Origin of the sequence: Nonomuraea sp. NPDC049400 (assembly GCF_044466425.1) — a bacterium.
Lineage (GTDB): Bacteria > Actinomycetota > Actinomycetes > Streptosporangiales > Streptosporangiaceae > Nonomuraea.
On record NZ_JBITMP010000001.1, the window covers coordinates 238292 to 253800 of the forward strand.

13 protein-coding genes, 5 tRNA genes and 1 riboswitch are annotated in these 15509 nt (G+C 69.2%); of the genes, 11 read left to right on the plus strand and 7 right to left on the minus strand.

Annotation, left to right across the window (positions count from 1 at the left end):
* Positions 1-171: 171 nt before the first annotated feature.
* The 5 genes from ACIBVN_RS01040 to ACIBVN_RS01060 form a co-directional block, all read right to left on the minus strand.
* Positions 172-246 (minus strand) — tRNA-Val (locus ACIBVN_RS01040).
* 19 nt (positions 247-265) lie between these two features.
* Positions 266-337: transfer RNA gene (locus tag ACIBVN_RS01045), tRNA-Gly, on the minus strand.
* Positions 338-388: 51 nt separating this feature from the next.
* Positions 389-459: transfer RNA gene (locus ACIBVN_RS01050), tRNA-Cys, on the minus strand.
* A gap of 15 nt (positions 460-474) precedes the next feature.
* Positions 475-546 (minus strand) — tRNA-Gly (locus tag ACIBVN_RS01055).
* 91 nt (positions 547-637) lie between these two features.
* Positions 638-2623, minus strand: coding sequence for an N-acetylmuramoyl-L-alanine amidase (locus ACIBVN_RS01060; protein WP_397131279.1), 1986 nt, complete (start codon positions 2621-2623; stop codon positions 638-640).
* 228 nt (positions 2624-2851) lie between these two features.
* Here ACIBVN_RS01060 and ACIBVN_RS01065 point away from each other — a divergent pair, with 228 nt between their 5' ends.
* The 8 genes from ACIBVN_RS01065 to ACIBVN_RS01100 all read left to right on the plus strand — a co-directional run bounded on the left by ACIBVN_RS01065 (position 2852) and on the right by ACIBVN_RS01100 (position 11618).
* Positions 2852-3127: a hypothetical protein gene (locus ACIBVN_RS01065; RefSeq protein WP_349453053.1), complete on the plus strand. Its 276-nt coding sequence runs from the start codon at positions 2852-2854 to the stop codon at positions 3125-3127.
* A gap of 12 nt (positions 3128-3139) precedes the next feature.
* Entirely contained in the window at positions 3140-4960 is a 1821-nt protein-coding gene (gene glmS / locus ACIBVN_RS01070; RefSeq protein WP_397131282.1) for a glutamine--fructose-6-phosphate transaminase (isomerizing), read from the plus strand.
* A 58-nt stretch (positions 4961-5018) separates the two neighbouring features.
* Positions 5019-5789 (plus strand): SAM-dependent methyltransferase, encoded by a 771-nt coding sequence (locus tag ACIBVN_RS01075; RefSeq protein WP_397131284.1) that lies wholly within the window; start codon positions 5019-5021, stop codon positions 5787-5789.
* Between the two features lie 69 nt (positions 5790-5858).
* On the plus strand, positions 5859-6767 hold the full coding sequence (locus tag ACIBVN_RS01080) for a Bug family tripartite tricarboxylate transporter substrate binding protein (RefSeq protein WP_397131286.1): 909 nt from the start codon (positions 5859-5861) through the stop codon (positions 6765-6767).
* A gap of 43 nt (positions 6768-6810) precedes the next feature.
* A riboswitch (cobalamin riboswitch) is annotated at positions 6811-7005 on the plus strand.
* A gap of 20 nt (positions 7006-7025) precedes the next feature.
* On the plus strand, positions 7026-9281 hold the full coding sequence (locus ACIBVN_RS01085) for a ribonucleoside-diphosphate reductase subunit alpha (protein ID WP_397131288.1): 2256 nt from the start codon (positions 7026-7028) through the stop codon (positions 9279-9281).
* Positions 9282-9293: 12 nt separating this feature from the next.
* The gene (locus ACIBVN_RS01090) at positions 9294-10289 is read left to right on the plus strand and encodes a ribonucleotide-diphosphate reductase subunit beta (RefSeq protein ID WP_397131290.1); all 996 of its coding nucleotides are present in this window, start codon (positions 9294-9296) and stop codon (positions 10287-10289) included.
* A 56-nt stretch (positions 10290-10345) separates the two neighbouring features.
* Positions 10346-11362 carry a mechanosensitive ion channel family protein gene (locus tag ACIBVN_RS01095; RefSeq protein WP_397131292.1) on the plus strand — a complete coding sequence of 339 codons (1017 nt, stop codon included), beginning with the start codon at positions 10346-10348 and terminating at the stop codon, positions 11360-11362.
* A 180-nt stretch (positions 11363-11542) separates the two neighbouring features.
* A tRNA-Pro gene (locus ACIBVN_RS01100) sits at positions 11543-11618 on the plus strand.
* A 141-nt stretch (positions 11619-11759) separates the two neighbouring features.
* On the opposite strand, the gene ACIBVN_RS01105 is transcribed toward ACIBVN_RS01100, so the two are convergent.
* Together ACIBVN_RS01105 and ACIBVN_RS01110 are read right to left on the minus strand one after the other, a co-directional pair.
* On the minus strand, positions 11760-12626 hold the full coding sequence (locus ACIBVN_RS01105) for an SMP-30/gluconolactonase/LRE family protein (RefSeq protein ID WP_397131294.1): 867 nt from the start codon (positions 12624-12626) through the stop codon (positions 11760-11762).
* A 106-nt stretch (positions 12627-12732) separates the two neighbouring features.
* A complete protein-coding gene (locus ACIBVN_RS01110) occupies positions 12733-13311 on the minus strand; it encodes a TetR/AcrR family transcriptional regulator (protein ID WP_397131295.1) in 579 nt (192 codons plus the stop codon).
* Between the two features lie 51 nt (positions 13312-13362).
* On the opposite strand from ACIBVN_RS01110, the gene ACIBVN_RS01115 reads away from it, so the two are divergent.
* From ACIBVN_RS01115 to ACIBVN_RS01125, 3 genes are all read left to right on the plus strand, one after another.
* Positions 13363-14058 (plus strand): SGNH/GDSL hydrolase family protein, encoded by a 696-nt coding sequence (locus ACIBVN_RS01115; RefSeq protein ID WP_397131297.1) that lies wholly within the window; start codon positions 13363-13365, stop codon positions 14056-14058.
* On the plus strand, positions 14055-14720 hold the full coding sequence (locus ACIBVN_RS01120; protein ID WP_397131299.1) for an MFS transporter: 666 nt from the start codon (positions 14055-14057) through the stop codon (positions 14718-14720). Before ACIBVN_RS01115 ends, ACIBVN_RS01120 begins: the two co-directional genes overlap by 4 nt.
* 191 nt (positions 14721-14911) lie before the next feature.
* A complete protein-coding gene (locus tag ACIBVN_RS01125) occupies positions 14912-15409 on the plus strand; it encodes a transposase (RefSeq protein WP_397131640.1) in 498 nt (165 codons plus the stop codon).
* The last annotated feature ends 100 nt before the right edge of the window (positions 15410-15509 follow it).

Here is a 15509-nt window from a genome sequence, read left to right on the forward strand (position 1 = left end):
CATAGGCGCCTGCGCCAGCTCGACCATGCAGCTACCGGATCGCGGGCCAGCCACGGTCGCACAAAGTCAGCACCGGTGCTGACAACTGCCCTGATCAACCCGGAACAACAAGAAGCCCCAGAATCCCGGCATGGGCCGCGATCTGGGGCAACCTGAATCTGCTATGGAGCCTGGTGGACGATACTGGGATTGAACCAGTGACCTCTTCCGTGTCAGGGAAGCGCTCTCCCGCTGAGCTAATCGTCCATATTGAGTTAGAACTCAGAGCGGAAGACGGGATTCGAACCCGCGACCCTCACCTTGGCAAGGTGATGCTCTACCACTGAGCCACTTCCGCGTGGTGCTGTTTTTACTTTAGCGGATCCCGAGGGGTCCGCCGGCCGGGCCGAGGTGGAGACGGGATTTGAACCCGTGTAGACGGCTTTGCAGGCCGCTGCCTCGCCTCTCGGCCACTCCACCAGGAGTCTTGCTCCGAGCGGAAGACGGGATTCGAACCCGCGACCCTCACCTTGGCAAGGTGATGCTCTACCACTGAGCCACTTCCGCGTGAACCCTGGACGACGTACGCCAGGCCACGGGAAAACCATATCGCTTTCCCGGAGTGCCCGTGCGCAGCGAGAGTCGCGTGGAGCCAAATTCACTCGATCAGGCGCATGTCCTTGGTCATCACGAACATCACCCGATGGCCGAGCTGGATCTGGTAGTAGCGGAGCTTGCCGGCGGTGGTGACGTGTTTGGCCGGGCTGAACGCGCCGGCGGCGTAGTAGGAGCCGGTCACCGTGTCGCCCACCGTGTACGTCTGGCCGGGCTCGATCTTGTACTGCAGCGGGGTGAGCGGCTGGTAGGACGCCAGCTTGTAGGCGGACTTCTCCGGGTACGCCCGCCCGTACACCTTGGTGCCGGGCTTGAGCGGAGTGACCAGAGGGCCTTTGGCGGGGACGGCGGTGGGTTTCGAGGGCGGGTTGTAGAACCAGGCCTTCTGGCCCAGGTACCAGATGGCCGTCCAGTCGCCCTGCCGCGCCGCGACGGCGTAGCGCTGACCGGTCGAGGCGCGGGCGCTGTGGTCGTACACGCTGTACGTGCCGGGCTTGCCCGGATGCTTGCCCGGGTCGCTGACCAGGGGAGACGACTCGCTCGGCTCCTTGTGCAGCCAGACCGTGGCGGCGCCGTGCGCCGGGCAGTCCTTGGCCGGTTTGGCGGTGCCGCAGCCGGTGAAGCGGGGCCGGTTCTCGCCGTACGACGGACGGATCATGATGGAATCGCCCTTTTTGGCGCCCTTGAGCGGCTTGTTCATCAGGTCGAAATAGTGGGCCCAGTCCCAGTACGGCCCCGGGTCCTGGTGCATGCCGGAGACGGCCTTCGGGGTGCTGCCGGGCACGTTGTCGTGGCCGAGGATGTGGGCGCGGTTGAGCGGGATGTCGTACTTGCCGGCCAGGTATTCGACCAGCTTGGCCGACGAGCGATACATCGCCTCCGTGTACCAGGTGCCCCCTTTGGCCAGGTAGCCCTCGTGCTCGACCCCGATCGAACGGGTGTTGACGTCCCAGTTGCCCGCGTGCCAGGCGATGTCGTTCGTCGGCACGTGCTGGGCGACATGCCCGTCGCCGGAGCGGATCGTGTAGTGCCAGCTCACGTACTTCGGATCGCCGACCATGGAGGGGATGCCCCGGTAGGTCCCCTCGGTGTCGTGAATGATGATGTAGTCGACGGTCCGGGTCCGGCTCAGGTGGTCGTGGTTGCCGTAGTTCCCGCTCTTCTTCTTGCCGAAGCGTTCGTACGCGGCGGGCATCCATTCGCACGCGAGGGACTCGGGGCACTCCACCTGCCCGGTGTTGCCCGCTTTGCCTACGGTCTCCGGCTGCTTCTCCTCGGGGACCGGCAGGCCGGGCACGGGGTCGAGCCGCACCAGGAAACCGTCGTCGGTACGGCGTTCCGCGCCCTCTCGCATCACCGAGAACACCTCGTCGGCGAACTCATGAGCCGTGGCCGCGTCCCCGGCGCCCGAATAGCGGGCGACGGCCTCGTACCAGTCGGCGGGGTCGGCGCTCGGGCGGTCCTGGTAGGAGGCGAGGAGGGCGGCGCCGGCCCGGATGTTGGCGGCCGGGTCCTCGCGCAGGCTGGCGGGGTCGGCCCCGATCAGGCGCCCGGCCTCGGGGAGCGTGGCGGGCGGGCCAGCCATGCGCAGCGCCGACAGGGGAGGGGCGGCGGTGACCGTACGGGACATCGGGCGGGCGTCGTCCCCGCGGGCGTCGCCGAGCGCGTCACCCGGCCCGCGGTGGGCGGCGGGCAACGTGTCCACCAGGTGCATCGGCCCGTAGCCGCCCGCCGTGCTGGGCGACCCGCCGTTGGAGTCCCAGCGGGACTTCAGGTACGAGACGCCGAGCAGCACGCTCTCCGGCACGCCGTGCTCCCGGGCGGCCAGGGCGAAATCGGCCTGCCGTTTCGACGGGCTCGCGGTAGAGCCTGTCTGCCGTTTCGACGGGCTCGCGGCGGAGCCGGTCTGCCGTTTCGATGCGGTCGCGGTGCCGGGGCCGTCGGGGCGCGCCAGGTGGTCGCGCGCGGGCACGGAGGCGGGCGAGGTGAGCGCGGCGGCGATCAAGGTGGCGGCGAGCCAGATGGGCATGACAACTCCCTCGGGAACGTCACGATGCAACTACTCACCGTAGCCATTCCCCGAAAGGGATGTGTCAGACGGGTCGGATGATACCCATGAGACCGGTCCGCCGCCCGCGCGGTTCGCCAAAGGTTGGGGCTGCGGCGACCTCCTCTAGAGAGCCGTTGGAGTTAATTCCTGCCCGATATCGGGCAGGATGTTGGCGTGTCTCGGTCCAGATGCGTAGTGTCCTCCTCTGTGTCCACCGCACGGCATCCCTACGAAGACCTCATCGTCCACCTCACCGAGACGAGCCCCTTGGGCCCGGGCGAGGCCGCGCGAGTGGTCGCCGACGTGCTGTCGTACTTCTCCGAGTCCGCCGAGGAGTACGTCCGCCGCCGTCACGGAGAGCTGAAGTCGCGCGGCCACACCAACGACGAGATCTTCCCGCGGATCGCCCGCGAATTACGCGGTCGCCGGGTAGCGGCACCCGAGCTGTCCCTGCGGCAGCTGCGCAGGATCATTTACGGATAAGAGGAGACCTCTATGTGCGGAATCGTGGCCTACGTCGGCCCGAGAGACGCGGCCCCCATCCTGCTGGAGGGCATGCAGCGGCTGGAGTATCGAGGCTACGACTCGGCCGGGGTCGTGGTGTCCAACCGAGGGCTCAAGGTACGCAAGGTCAAGGGCCGGGTGGCTGACCTCGCCAAGGTGATGCCGGCGAGGTTCAAGGGCACCCTCGGCATCGGGCACACCCGGTGGGCCACGCACGGCGTGCCGAGCGACGTGAACGCGCATCCGCACCTGTCCGCCGACGAGCGCATCGCCGTCGTGCACAACGGCATCATCGAGAACGCCGGCGAGCTGCGCGCCAAGCTCGAGGCCGACGGCGTGGAGTTCGCCTCCGAGACCGACACCGAGGTGCTCGCGCACCTGATCGCCCGCGCCGTCGACGAGAACGACACCCTGGAGGAGGCGGTCAGGAAGACGCTCAAGAGCATCGTCGGCACGTACGGCATCGCGGTCATCGACGCCGAGCGGCCCGGCGAGGTGGTCGTGGCGCGCAACGGCAGCCCGATCGTGGTGGGCATCGGCGAGAAGGAGATGTTCGCCGCGTCCGACGTGGCCGCGCTCATCCGCTACACCCGTCAGGTCGTCCACCTGGAGGACGGCGAGCTGGCCGTGCTCAAGGCCGACGGCTTCCACACGTTCGCCAGCGACGCCCGCGAGATGGCCAAGGAGCCGCTGACCGTCGACTGGGACGCCGGGCACTACGACACCGGCGGCTACGAGCACTACCTGCTCAAGGAGATCTCCGAGCAGCCCGAGACGATGACGCGCACGATGAGCGGCCGGCTCGACGAGCGCTTCCACGTGGCCCACCTCGGCGGCCTCAACATGGACGCCCGCGAGACCCGCTCCTTCCGCCGGGTGAAGATCATCGGGTGCGGGTCGGCGTACTACTCGGGGCAGATCGGGGCGCAGCTCATCGAGGAGCTGGCCAGGATCCCGGCCGACGCCGAGCCCGCCAGCGAGTTCCGCTACCGCAACCCGGTCGTCGACCCCGACACGCTCTACGTCGCGATCAGCCAGTCGGGGGAGACGTACGACACGCTCGCCGCCGTGCAGGAGCTCAAGCGCAAGGGCGGTCGCGTCATCGGCATCGTCAACGCGGTCGGCAGCGCCATCGCCCGCGAGGTGGACGGCGGCATCTACCTGCACGCGGGGCCCGAGGTGTCGGTGGCCTCGACGAAGGCGTTCACCTCGACGTCGGTGGCGTTCGCGCTGCTCGCGCTGCACCTGGGCAGGGTGCGCGACCTGTCGCCCGCCGACGGGCGGCGCATCGTGGAGGGCCTGCGCAGGTTGCCCGGGCAGATCGAGGAGATCCTCGCGCAGGGCGACAAGATCGCCGAGCTGGCGCAGAAGTACGCCAAGCACCCGAGCATGATGTTCGTGGGCCGCGTGCGCGGCTACCCGGTGGCCAGGGAGGGTGCGCAGAAGCTCAAGGAGATCTCGTACGTGCACGCCGAGGCGTACCCGGCCAGCGAGCTCAAGCACGGGCCGCTCGCGCTGATCGGCCCCGACATGCCGACGGTCGCGATCGTGCCCGACGACGAGCTGCTCGACAAGAACCTCACCACGCTCGGCGAGATCCGCGCGCGCGGCGGCCAGGTCATCATGGTCGGCCATCGCGAGCCCGGCGCCAAGCTGGCCGACGACGTGATCGTGATCCCCAAGAACGAGATCGAGCTCGACCCCATCCTGCTCACGATCCCGTTGCAGCTGCTCGCGTACTATGCCGCCGTGGCGCTCGGCCGCGATGTGGACAAGCCGCGCAATCTAGCCAAGAGTGTCACGGTCGAATAAAGAGTCCAATTTGGCCTCAAACCTCGTTATCTTGCTGCGGACGGCATAAATTCGATACGTGCGGCAGTTCGACCATGAGACGCCCAATCTCGCACGCATGTACGACTACATGCTCGGCGGGAAGGACAACTTCGCGGTCGACCGCCAGGCCATCGAGCAGCTCGCCGAGCTGATCCCGGAGGCGGTCCCGCTGGCCCACGCGAACCGGGCCTTCCTCCAGCGAGCCGTGCGCTACGTCGCCGCCGCCGGGGTGAGCCAGTTCCTCGACCTGGGCAGCGGGCTGCCGACCCAGGGCAGCGCGCACGAGGTGGCGCCCGAGGCCGGGGTCGTCTACGTCGATCATGATCCCGTCGTCGCCGCACACGCCAGGGCCCTGCTCGGAACTCCGGGCAGGGCCGCCTTCGTTCAGGCGGACCTCCTCGATCCCGACGCGGTGCTGGCCCAGGCCGGCAGGTTCCTGGACCTGCGCGAACCGGTCGGGGTGCTCCTGGTGTCGATCCTGCACTTCCTGCCGGACTCGGCGCGGCCGCAGCGGGCGGTGGCCCGTCTGTGCGAGAGGCTGGCGCCGGGCAGCCATCTCGTGATCACCCACGCCACGTCGATGGGCCGGCTGGAGGACGGTCAGCGATACCGGGGGGCCGCCACGGAGAATCCGGGTTCCGGCACCGACCGCACGCCCGCCGAGATCCGCGCGTTCTTCGGCGACTTCCCGCTGGAGCCCCCAGGGCTCGTACAGGCCGTCGACTGGCGTCCCGACCGGCCCAAGCTGGTCGGCGACTGGTCGCTGCCGTCGTCGCTCATGGCCGGGGTCGGGAAGAAGCCCTTGTGAGAGATATGTGTATCTCTGGGTAAATTGCCAATAACCCCCAGTGAGCGGTAGTTCGGGGGAGAGAGGCACATGCGCCGTCGACGGTTCTTCGCATGGGGGCTGGGTGTGGCCGTGTGCGCGGCCGGCTGCGGCACGGAGCGCGCCACCGGAGGTGCGCCGGGCCTGCGTGCCCGGTTCTCGATCAACCCGGAGGGGCGCCGCTGGGCGCGCGTCGGGCACGTGTTCGCCGACACCGCCCGCGCGGCCGGATACCAGATCGGCGCCGGCACGAAGGTCATGCTGACCGGCCTGCCCGCGCTGGCCGCCGCAGAGGTGAACAGCGCCCAGACCCTCCTCGACACCACGACGCCGCTGTCGCGGCTCAGCGGCGATGTCGAGGTCGTGGTCGTGCCCGGTGACTCCCGATTCAGGGACTTCGAGGACTTCGGCGCCCAGCTGCTCGCCCGGCCGGGCCAGACGCCGCTGGCGGGCGGGCCGGAGGGCGAGCCCGACCACCTGCTGTTCGGGCTGATCGCCAAGGGGCTCGGCGCGGACACCAGACAGGTCGACTACACCGGCTATCCCAGCAGCCAGGAGGCCGCCACCGCGCTGCTGTCCGGCAAGGCCAAGGCCGCCGCGGGCCTGCTCGCCGAGTGGCGCGCCGGCATCGGCGCGGGCCGGGTCCGGGTGCTGGCGGTGTCCTCGGCCAGGCGGGTGCCGGAGCTGGACGTGCCGACGCTGCTGGAGTCCGGCGTACGGGTGGACTTCGCGGACTGGGTGGCGGCCTTCGGCCCGGCGGCCATGCCGGACGGGACGCGCGAGGCGGCCATCCGCATGTGCGACGACGTGACCGGCTCGCCGGCCTGGGACGCGGCCTGCCGTTCCGAGGGGTGGGTCTCGATCCCGCTGAGTGGCGACGACTTCGAGCTGTGGCTGAGCTCCGAGGTCGAGCGCACCCGCGCCGTCCTGCGGGATCTCGGACTGCTCGACAAGCCCTGAGCCACAACATGCTGGGTCAGTTGCGGGAACGGCTACTAGATGTAGGATCCTCCTCGTCGCTGGTTCGCCTCTCCGGAGGCGGAGTAAAAGGGAACCCGGTGCGATTCCGGGGCTGCCCCGCAGCGGTGAGCGGGAACGACCGCCGTCATGCGCACTGGAGCGATCTGGGAAGCGACGGCCAGTAGGAGCACTTGCGCGCCCGCGAGCCCGAAGACCTGCCTGCGACATGCCGGGCTGCCCGCCCGGCGTGAAGTGACCATGGCCTCGAGGGAGGGCCGGGGAGCGAACCGGCGGGTGCTGCCTGCCGTCGTGCTCTCGCGCGCCCTCACGGGGGACGAGCTCGCGAGGAGAGAGCACGTGACGCAGACCATCGGGATCGACCGTCGTCTGGCCATCGAGGAGGCCGCCGCCCGGGTCATCGCCGATCCCGCCAACTCCCGGGTCGCCGCCCGGCTGCTGGCCGAGGAGATCGCCGACGAGGCGGCCGCGCACGGGGTGCGGTCGTTCTCCGAGTCCATCGCCGCCACCCACGCGGCCGGGCTGATCCAGGACGGGCTGGCGGAGTTCGTCGCCGCGCACGCGGCCGAGCTGGACGCCCTGATCTCCGCGGAGGCGGACGACCGGTTCGAGTATTTCGGGTTGCGCACCGTCTACGACCGCTACCTGCTGCGCCACCCCGAGACGCGGGCCGTGCTGGAACGGCCCCAGCACTTCTTGCTCCGCGTGGCCTGCGGGTTGTCGGAGTCGGTCGCGGAGGCCGCCGAGCTCTACGCGCTCATGTCCACGCTGTCGTACCTGCCCAGCTCACCCACGCTGTTCAACTCGGGCGCGCGCCGGCCGCAGCTCTCGTCGTGCTTCCTGCTCGACTCGCCGCGCGACGAGCTGGAGGCGATCTACGACAGGTACGGGCAGGTGGCGCGGCTGTCGAAGTACGCGGGCGGCATCGGCATCGCCTGGACCCGGGTGCGCTCGCGCGGCTCCCTGATCCGGGGCACGAACGGCCACTCCAACGGCATCGTCCCCTGGCTGCGCACGCTCGACTCCTCCGTCGCGGCGGTCAACCAGGGCGGGCGGCGCAAGGGCGCGGCCTGCGTCTACCTGGAGACCTGGCACGCCGACATCGAGGAGTTCCTGGAGCTGCGCGACAACACCGGCGAGGACGCCCGCCGCACCCACAACCTCAACCTGGCCAACTGGGTGCCCGACGAGTTCATGCGCAGGGTGGAGGCGGACGAGGTCTGGTCGCTGTTCGACCCGAAGGAGGTGCCCGACCTCACCGACCTGTACGGGGAGGCGTTCACGGCGGCGTACCGCGCGTACGAGGCCGCCGGGCGGTACGTCCGGCAGATCCCGGCCAGGACCCTCTACGGCCGGATGATGCGCACGCTCGCCCAGACCGGCAACGGCTGGATGACGTTCAAGGACGCCGCCAACCGCACCTCCAACCAGACCGCCCGCCCCGAGAACGTCATCCACCTGTCGAACCTCTGCACCGAGATCCTGGAGGTCACCAGCGACGCCGAGACCGCGGTCTGCAACCTCGGCTCGATCAACCTCGCCGCCCATCTCGCCGGCGGTGACAGTGACTGGGACCTGGACTGGGACCGGCTCCGCGGCACCGTGCGCACGGCCGTGCGCTTCCTGGACAGGACCATCGACCTGGGCTTCTACCCCACTCCCGAGGCCGAGTCGGCGAACAAGCGGTGGCGGCCGATCGGGCTCGGCGTGATGGGCCTGGCCGACGTGTTCTTCGCGCTGCGACTGCCGTTCGACTCGCCGCGGGCGCTGGAGCTGTCCACGCAGATCGCCGAGGAGATCGCGCTGGCCGCGTACGACACCTCGGCCGACCTCGCGGCCGAGCGCGGCAGGCACCCGTCGTATGCCGACACGCGGGCGGCCGGGGGAGTGCTGCACCCGGACCACTACGGCGCCGGGGCCGCGCCGCGCTGGGCGGCGCTGCGGGAGAAGATCGGGGTGACCGGCCTGCGCAACTCGCTCATGATCGCCATCGCGCCGACCGCCACGATCGCCTCCATCGCCGGCTGCTACGAGTGCATCGAGCCGCAGGTGTCCAACGTGTTCAAGAGGGAGACCTTGTCCGGGGAGTTCCTGCAGGTCAACCGGTATCTGGTGGCCGACCTGCAGGCGCGCGGGCTGTGGACGCAGGAGATGCGCGACGCCATCAAGCGGGCCGACGGCTCGGTCCAGGAGATCCCCGGCATCCCGGACGACCTCAAGGTGCTCTACCGCACGGCCTGGGAGCTGCCGCAGAAGGCGCTGATCGACCTGGCCGCCGCCCGCCAGCCGTACATCGACCAGTCGCAGTCCCTGAACCTCTTCATGGCCAGCCCGACCATCGGCAAGCTCTCGTCGATGTACGCCTACGCCTGGAAGCAGGGCCTGAAGACCACGTACTACCTGCGCTCCCGCCCCGCCACCCGCATCGCCCAGACCACCGTCGCGGCTTCGGTTTGCTCCCTGGAGAACCCGGAGACCTGCGAAGCCTGCCAGTAGAAGGAGACCTCCATGCTGCTCGACCCGGGAATGGACCTCACCCTCCGGCCCATGCGCTACCCCGACTTCTACGAACGGTATCGCGCGGCCATCCGCAACACGTGGACCGTCGAGGAGGTGGACCTCCACTCCGACCTCGCCGACCTGGCCAAGATGACGCCCCAGGAGCGGCACCTGATCAACCGGCTGGTCGCGTTCTTCGCCACCGGCGACTCCATCGTGGCCAACAACCTCGTGCTCAACCTCTACCAGCACGTCAACGCCCCCGAGGCGCGCCTGTATCTCAGCAGGCAGCTGTTCGAGGAGGCCGTGCACGTCCAGTTCTACCTGACCTTGCTGGACACCTACCTTCCCGACCCCGACGAGAGGGTGAAGGCCTTCGCGGCGATCGACCACATTCCCTCGATCCGCGACAAGGCGGAGTTCTGCTTCAAGTGGATCGACTCGATCAACTCGTTGCAGCGCCTGGAGACCCGGGACGACCGCCGGCGCTTCCTGTTGAACCTGATCTGTTTCGCCGCCTGCATCGAGGGCCTGTTCTTCTACGGCGCCTTCGCGTACGTGTACTGGTTCCGCTCCCGGGGTCTGCTCGGCGGCCTGGCCACCGGGACGAACTGGGTGTTCCGCGACGAGTCCATGCACATGGAGTTCGCCTTCAGCGTGGTGGACACGGTGCGGGCGGAGGAGCCGGGTCTCTTTGACGATGACCTGGGCAAGCAGGTTACTCTCATGCTGGAGGAGGCCGTGGCCGCCGAGCTGGCCTTCGCCGAGGACCTGTGCGGGGACGGCATGCCCGGCATGGGGGTCGAGCAGATGCGCCAGTACCTCGAGTACGTCGCCGACCAGCGGCTGGCCAGGCTGGGCCTGCCCAGGAGGTACGGCTCGGCGAACCCGTTCGGGTTCATGGAGTTGCAGGACGTCCAGGAGCTGGCCAACTTCTTCGAACGGCGGGTATCTGCTTATCAAGTGGCAGTTGAGGGCAATGTGACCTTTGACGAGACGTTCTAGACATTGGGGGCAAGGGCGTGCAGTCTCCGGCGGACTGGCCGATTCTCGTAATCTCGGTGATCGGGTCGATCCTCCTGGTTGAGCTGGTGCGAAGGGTGCTGAACAGGGTCGGGCGCAAGTGGGCGCTCGCCCGGCACCTGGTGGAGCACTGCACGTGGCCCGCGTTCTCGGTGGCGGCCGTGGTGGCCTGCAACGCCGTCTTCGGGCCGGGGATGTTCGGCTCCGGTCTGTCCGAGAAGAGCGTCGCGGCGACCGTGCAGCGGGTGCTCGGGCTCGCCACGATCGCCGCGGTCACCTGGCTGATCGTGCAGGCGTCGTACGCGCTGACGGACGTCGTACTCGACCGGCTGGTGCTGGTCGAGGGGGAGCGCAACCGCCGGGCGCGGCGGATCAGGACGCAGATCGCGCTGGTCCGCCGCATCGCCGCCGCGGTCATCATCGTGATCGCGATCGGCGCCATGCTCTTCTCGTTCCCCCAGGTCCGCGCGCTCGGCGCGGGCATCCTGGCCTCGGCGGGCATCGCGGGCGCCATCGTCGGCATCGCCGCGCAGCCCACCATCGGCAACGCCCTGGCCGGTCTCCAGCTCGCCTTCAGCGACGCGCTCCGGCTCGACGACGTGGTCGTGGTGGAGGACGAATGGGGCAGGATCGAGGAGCTGACGCTCACCTACGTAGTCCTGCGCCTGTGGGACGAGCGCCGCCTGGTCCTGCCGGTGTCCTACTTCACCCAGAACCCGTTCGAGAACTGGACCCGGCACGGCAGCCGCGTCCTCGCCGTCGTCCTCCTGCGCGTGGACTGGTCGGTGCCGGTGCCGAAACTGCGGGAGGCGCTGCATGAGTTCCTGCAGGACAACCCGCTGTGGGACCAGAAGGACTGGACGCTCCAGGTCACCGACGTGCTGCCGAACGGCCTGGTGGAGCTGCGCGCCCTGATGAGCGCCGCGGACTCGCCGTCCGCGTGGGACCTCAAGTGCGATGTGCGCGAGTTCCTGGTCAATTACGTCAGGGACAACTACCCGGACTCCCTGCCCCGTTTCCGCGTGGAGACCCCGGAATCCCGCGTGCAAAATTAAATATGTGGCGCGGGGCCGATCAAGCCTTTACCGTGGACATTGTCCAGCAGCACGAGAAAGGCGGCGAAGTGAGCATCCTCCTGGCCCTCCCCGAGCCGCCCGTGAAGGCTTTCCGGATAAACCCTCGAATTGTTTCGGAAAGCCGTCCCGGACTCACCGGGGCGGCTTATTTGTTGACGACCGAGTGTGGGGCAGTTTGGTCAGCCCGCCTGCCTTGGGAGCAGGAGCACCGCAGGTTCGAATCCTGCCACTCGGACAGCGGCCCTGAAAGGAAAGGGCCGCGGGCCACGGCCTGGCCGACGGGATTGGCGCCCCTCGGCCGGACCCAGCCCCCGCCCCGGGCCGGCCCACGCCAGCCACGCCCGGGGTCCAGCCGCTCCAGCACCCCGCCTGGTCGTCAGCGGGGCATTCGCGGACGGGGCAGTGCGGGACCGGCCACGTCCAGGGTGAGGCGGACGATGTTGGGCTCGTGCCTCGAGCCGAGCATTCCCAGGCTTGTCACGACAAGCCCGTCGTCGATGACGGCGATCGCGGTCGGGCCGTCCAGACCGTCAGCCTCGGTGGCGAGGACCGTCATGGCGCCGTCCGGGGTGATGCGCAGGACGGTGTCGCGTGGGTGGACGGCGAGGTACAGCGTGCCGGCGGAGTCGAAGGCGAAGTCGTCGGCGGGTATGCCGGTGTGCACCCGCGTCAACTCGCCCGCCCGCCCGTCGTCGATGCCGATGCGCAGGACGGTCCCCTGAGCCGTGTTGGTCGCCCACAGGTCGCCGTCCCAGACCTTGAGCCCGTTCACGCCCGTGGACGACACCGGGTCGTCCGGCGACGTCGGCGTCAGGCGCTCGTCGGCGAGCCAGAGCCGCAGCGTGTCGTCGCCGGGGGGACAGCAGAGGATTTCGCCATGGACGGAGTCTGCCGCGAACAGAGTGCCGTCCTCGGTGAAGGTGATGCCGTTGAGTCCCGCCCGAGGTTCCGCGGCGGCGAATCGAATCCAGCGGTGGGGAGCCTCGCGCCGCCAGATTCCCGCCACGGTGTCACTCGTGCTGCGCACAGCGGCGTAGAGCCGGTCGTCGGCGTCCGAGGCAAGCCCGACCACGATCGCGTCGGCGTGATCCGCGACCACCTGCTCCTGCTCACCGCTGGACAACCAGACGGCACCCGCCAGCAGCAGCGTCGCGCAGATCGTCCCGTCGGCGAGAACCACGACGTTCTCCGCCAGCTCTCCGGCGCTGTGATCAAAAGTGTTGAGGATCTTGGAATTCGCCATCCATAGATCAAACACGCAAATGTCTAGTAGGCCAAAGCGCGCTCGTCAGGTCACCGGAGATCTTGGCTCGGGCGAGGATCATGCCGGACGCCTTCAGGGTGACCGCTCACAGGAGCCCGTCGATCAAGCGTCGCACCTTGTCCGCCGCGTCCGGTTCGCCCAGGCGCATGGCGGTGTTGGCCGCGGTGAGCACCGCATCGATGTGGAACGCCGCGAGATCGGCGTCGCGGCCGACGGTCTCCCCGGCGTGGTGAATCTGCTCGGCGAGCAGGTCCAGCCAGGCTTGGCGCTGGCGCTGCAGCGCGTCGCGGACGGCGCCGGGGCGGCTGTCGAAGACGGGCAGGTTCGCGGCCCAGAAGCAGCCTCCAGGAAACAGCGGCTCTTCGGCGTAGGCGATCCAGCGTTCGATGAGCGCTCGCACCCGGGCTGATCCTTGCGGCGCGTCGAGGGCGGGCCGCACGACCGCGTCCAGGAACGCCTGGCGGGCGGTCTCGATGGTGGCGAGCTGCAACTGCTCCTTGCTCCGGAACAGCGTCGCCACCCCGCTCTTGCTCATCGCCAGGTCGGTGGCCAGGCGGCCGATGCTCAGCTCGCTCAAGCCCTCGACGGAGGCCACGTCCACGGCGTGGCGGGTGATGGCCGCCCTGGAGCGCGCTCCGCGTGCCACGCGTTGATCCGTGGTCATGCTGATCCTTCCCGGTTGAGAATACGTACGAACGATCGTACGCTTAATTGTGTGACCACGACAACGCATCGGACGGAAGAGTCCGATCCCTTCTGCCTGCCGCCGGAGCGTGCCGCGGACCTTCTCGCCCGGGCGCCCTGGCGCCGCTTCGCCACGGTCGGCGACAGCCTGGCGGCGGGGACCGGCGACCCCAGCCCCGGATACGCCGGCCTCGGCTGGCCCGACCGCGTCGCCGGCGTGCTGCGCCGCGTCCACCCCGGACTGGCCTACCTCAAGGCCGCCGAGGCCGGCGCGACCGCCGCCCGGACGCTGAGCACGCAGCTGGACCGGCTCGCCGGATTCGCCCCCGACCTGGTCCACGTCTCCTGCGGGGTCAACGACCTGTTCCGGCCCGTCCCGGACTACGCCGCCATCACCACTACGCTGGCGCGGGTGTTCGAGCGCGCCGCCGCGTCCGGGGCGCAGCTGACGACCTTCACCCTCGGCCGCGCGTTCGTGGTGCCGCGGTTCGCGGACTGGGGCGAACGTGTGCGCCGCGTCAACGACATCACCCGCGGCCTTGCCGCCGATCACGGCGCGGTCCTGGTCGACATGTGGGACCACCCGGTCAACGACCGCCCGGACCTGCTGAGCGCCGACCGCATCCACTTCGCCGCCGCCGGGCAGGCCGTGCTGGCCACCGAGATCGTCAAGGGCCTGGCGCGCCTGCTCACGACCGGGACCGCCGGCGAGGGGACGGTGGCATGAGCGTTCCGAAGACGTCGTGGGGTGCGGTCTCGATCGTGCTGGCCGGGGCGTTCATGGCGACCCTCGACTCGTTCATCGTCATCGTCGCCGGGCCTTCGATCCAGGCGGAGCTCGGGGCGAGCGACGGTGAGCTCCAGTGGATCATGGCCGGCTATCAGCTCACCTACGCGGTCCTGCTCATCACCGGGGGACGCCTCGGCGACCTGTACGGCCGCCGCCGCGTCTTCATCGCCGGCACGGCGGCCTTCACCGGCGCCTCGGTCGTGTGTGCGCTGGCACCGACCGCCGCCCTGCTCATCGGAGCCCGCTTCGCGCAAGGGCTGGGGGCGGCGCTGATGGTGCCCCAGGCGTACGTGTTCCTCACCGTGGTGGTCTCCGAGCGGGACAGGCATCGCGCCTTCGGCGTGCTCGGGGTGGTGCTCGGGGGCGCCTCCATCGTGGGGCAGCTGGCCGGCGGCCTGCTGATCGGCGCGGAGGTGCTCGGCTCCGGCTGGCGGTCGGTGTTCTGGATCAACGTGCCGATCGGGCTCGCCACGGTGCTGCTCGCCGCCCACCGGTTGCCCGAGTCCACGGCGCCGAACGCCCGCCGGCTCGACCTGTCCGGCATGGCCGCTACGGGATCAAGCGTGGTTCGGGCTGGATTGGCTACAAGGTGCACCTGAGCGAGACGTGTGAGCCCGACGCACCCCATGTGATCACCCACGTGAGCACTACCGACGCAGTCACCGTCGACAGCGATCTGACCGAGCAGGTGCAGCAGATGCTCACCCACCGAGGTCTCCGGCCCGATGTCCATCTCGTCGACGCTGGTTAAACCACTGCCGCATTATTCGTGGCCGCCGCCCAGACGGGAGTGGAACTCCTGGGTCCGGCCCCACACGACAGCAGCCGCCAATCACGACAGAATCAGGGGTTCTCCCGAGGCGACTTCACCATCGACTTCGACGAGCGCACAGCCGTCTGCCCGGCAGGGCGGCGCAGCTTCGAATGGTGGGATCAAAAGCATCACCGCAACAACGAGCCGGTGGTCAAGGTGTTCTTCTCCGCCGAGAACTGCGGCCCCTGCCCCATGCAGGCACAATGCACCAGACCTCCAACCGGACGCCGGGGCCGGGGCTTGACCTTCCTGCCCAGGGAACGCCACGAAGCCCTCCAGGCAGCCCGTAACGCCCAAGACACCGACGGATGGAAACAACGCTACGCGACCCGGGCAGGCGTCGAGGGCACCATCTCCCAAGCGTCCGCGCGACCGGGCTACGCCGCACCCGCCGCCGCGACCTGCCCACCACCCGCCTGGGTCATGTCTTCGCCGCCACCGCGCGCAACCTCATCCGCATCGACCGGTGGCTAACCGGCACCCCGCACATCTCACCTCGAAACGCTCGCTCTCGTGGCTTGATAACCCAAATCAGAATTTCTCAGCAGAGTCCTTCAGGTGGGAGGTGAAGGCC

Coding starts and splice junctions, on each gene's coding strand:
- ACIBVN_RS01060 (WP_397131279.1), bottom strand. CDS start 2,623: ATGCCCATCTGGCTCGCCGCCACCTTGATCGCCGCCGCGCTCACCTCG.
- glmS (WP_397131282.1), top strand. CDS start 3,140: ATGTGCGGAATCGTGGCCTACGTCGGCCCGAGAGACGCGGCCCCCATC.
- ACIBVN_RS01080 (WP_397131286.1), top strand. CDS start 5,859: ATGCGCCGTCGACGGTTCTTCGCATGGGGGCTGGGTGTGGCCGTGTGC.
- ACIBVN_RS01085 (WP_397131288.1), top strand. CDS start 7,026: ATGGCCTCGAGGGAGGGCCGGGGAGCGAACCGGCGGGTGCTGCCTGCC.
- ACIBVN_RS01090 (WP_397131290.1), top strand. CDS start 9,294: ATGCTGCTCGACCCGGGAATGGACCTCACCCTCCGGCCCATGCGCTAC.
- ACIBVN_RS01105 (WP_397131294.1), bottom strand. CDS start 12,626: ATGGCGAATTCCAAGATCCTCAACACTTTTGATCACAGCGCCGGAGAG.
- ACIBVN_RS01110 (WP_397131295.1), bottom strand. CDS start 13,311: ATGACCACGGATCAACGCGTGGCACGCGGAGCGCGCTCCAGGGCGGCC.
- ACIBVN_RS01120 (WP_397131299.1), top strand. CDS start 14,055: ATGAGCGTTCCGAAGACGTCGTGGGGTGCGGTCTCGATCGTGCTGGCC.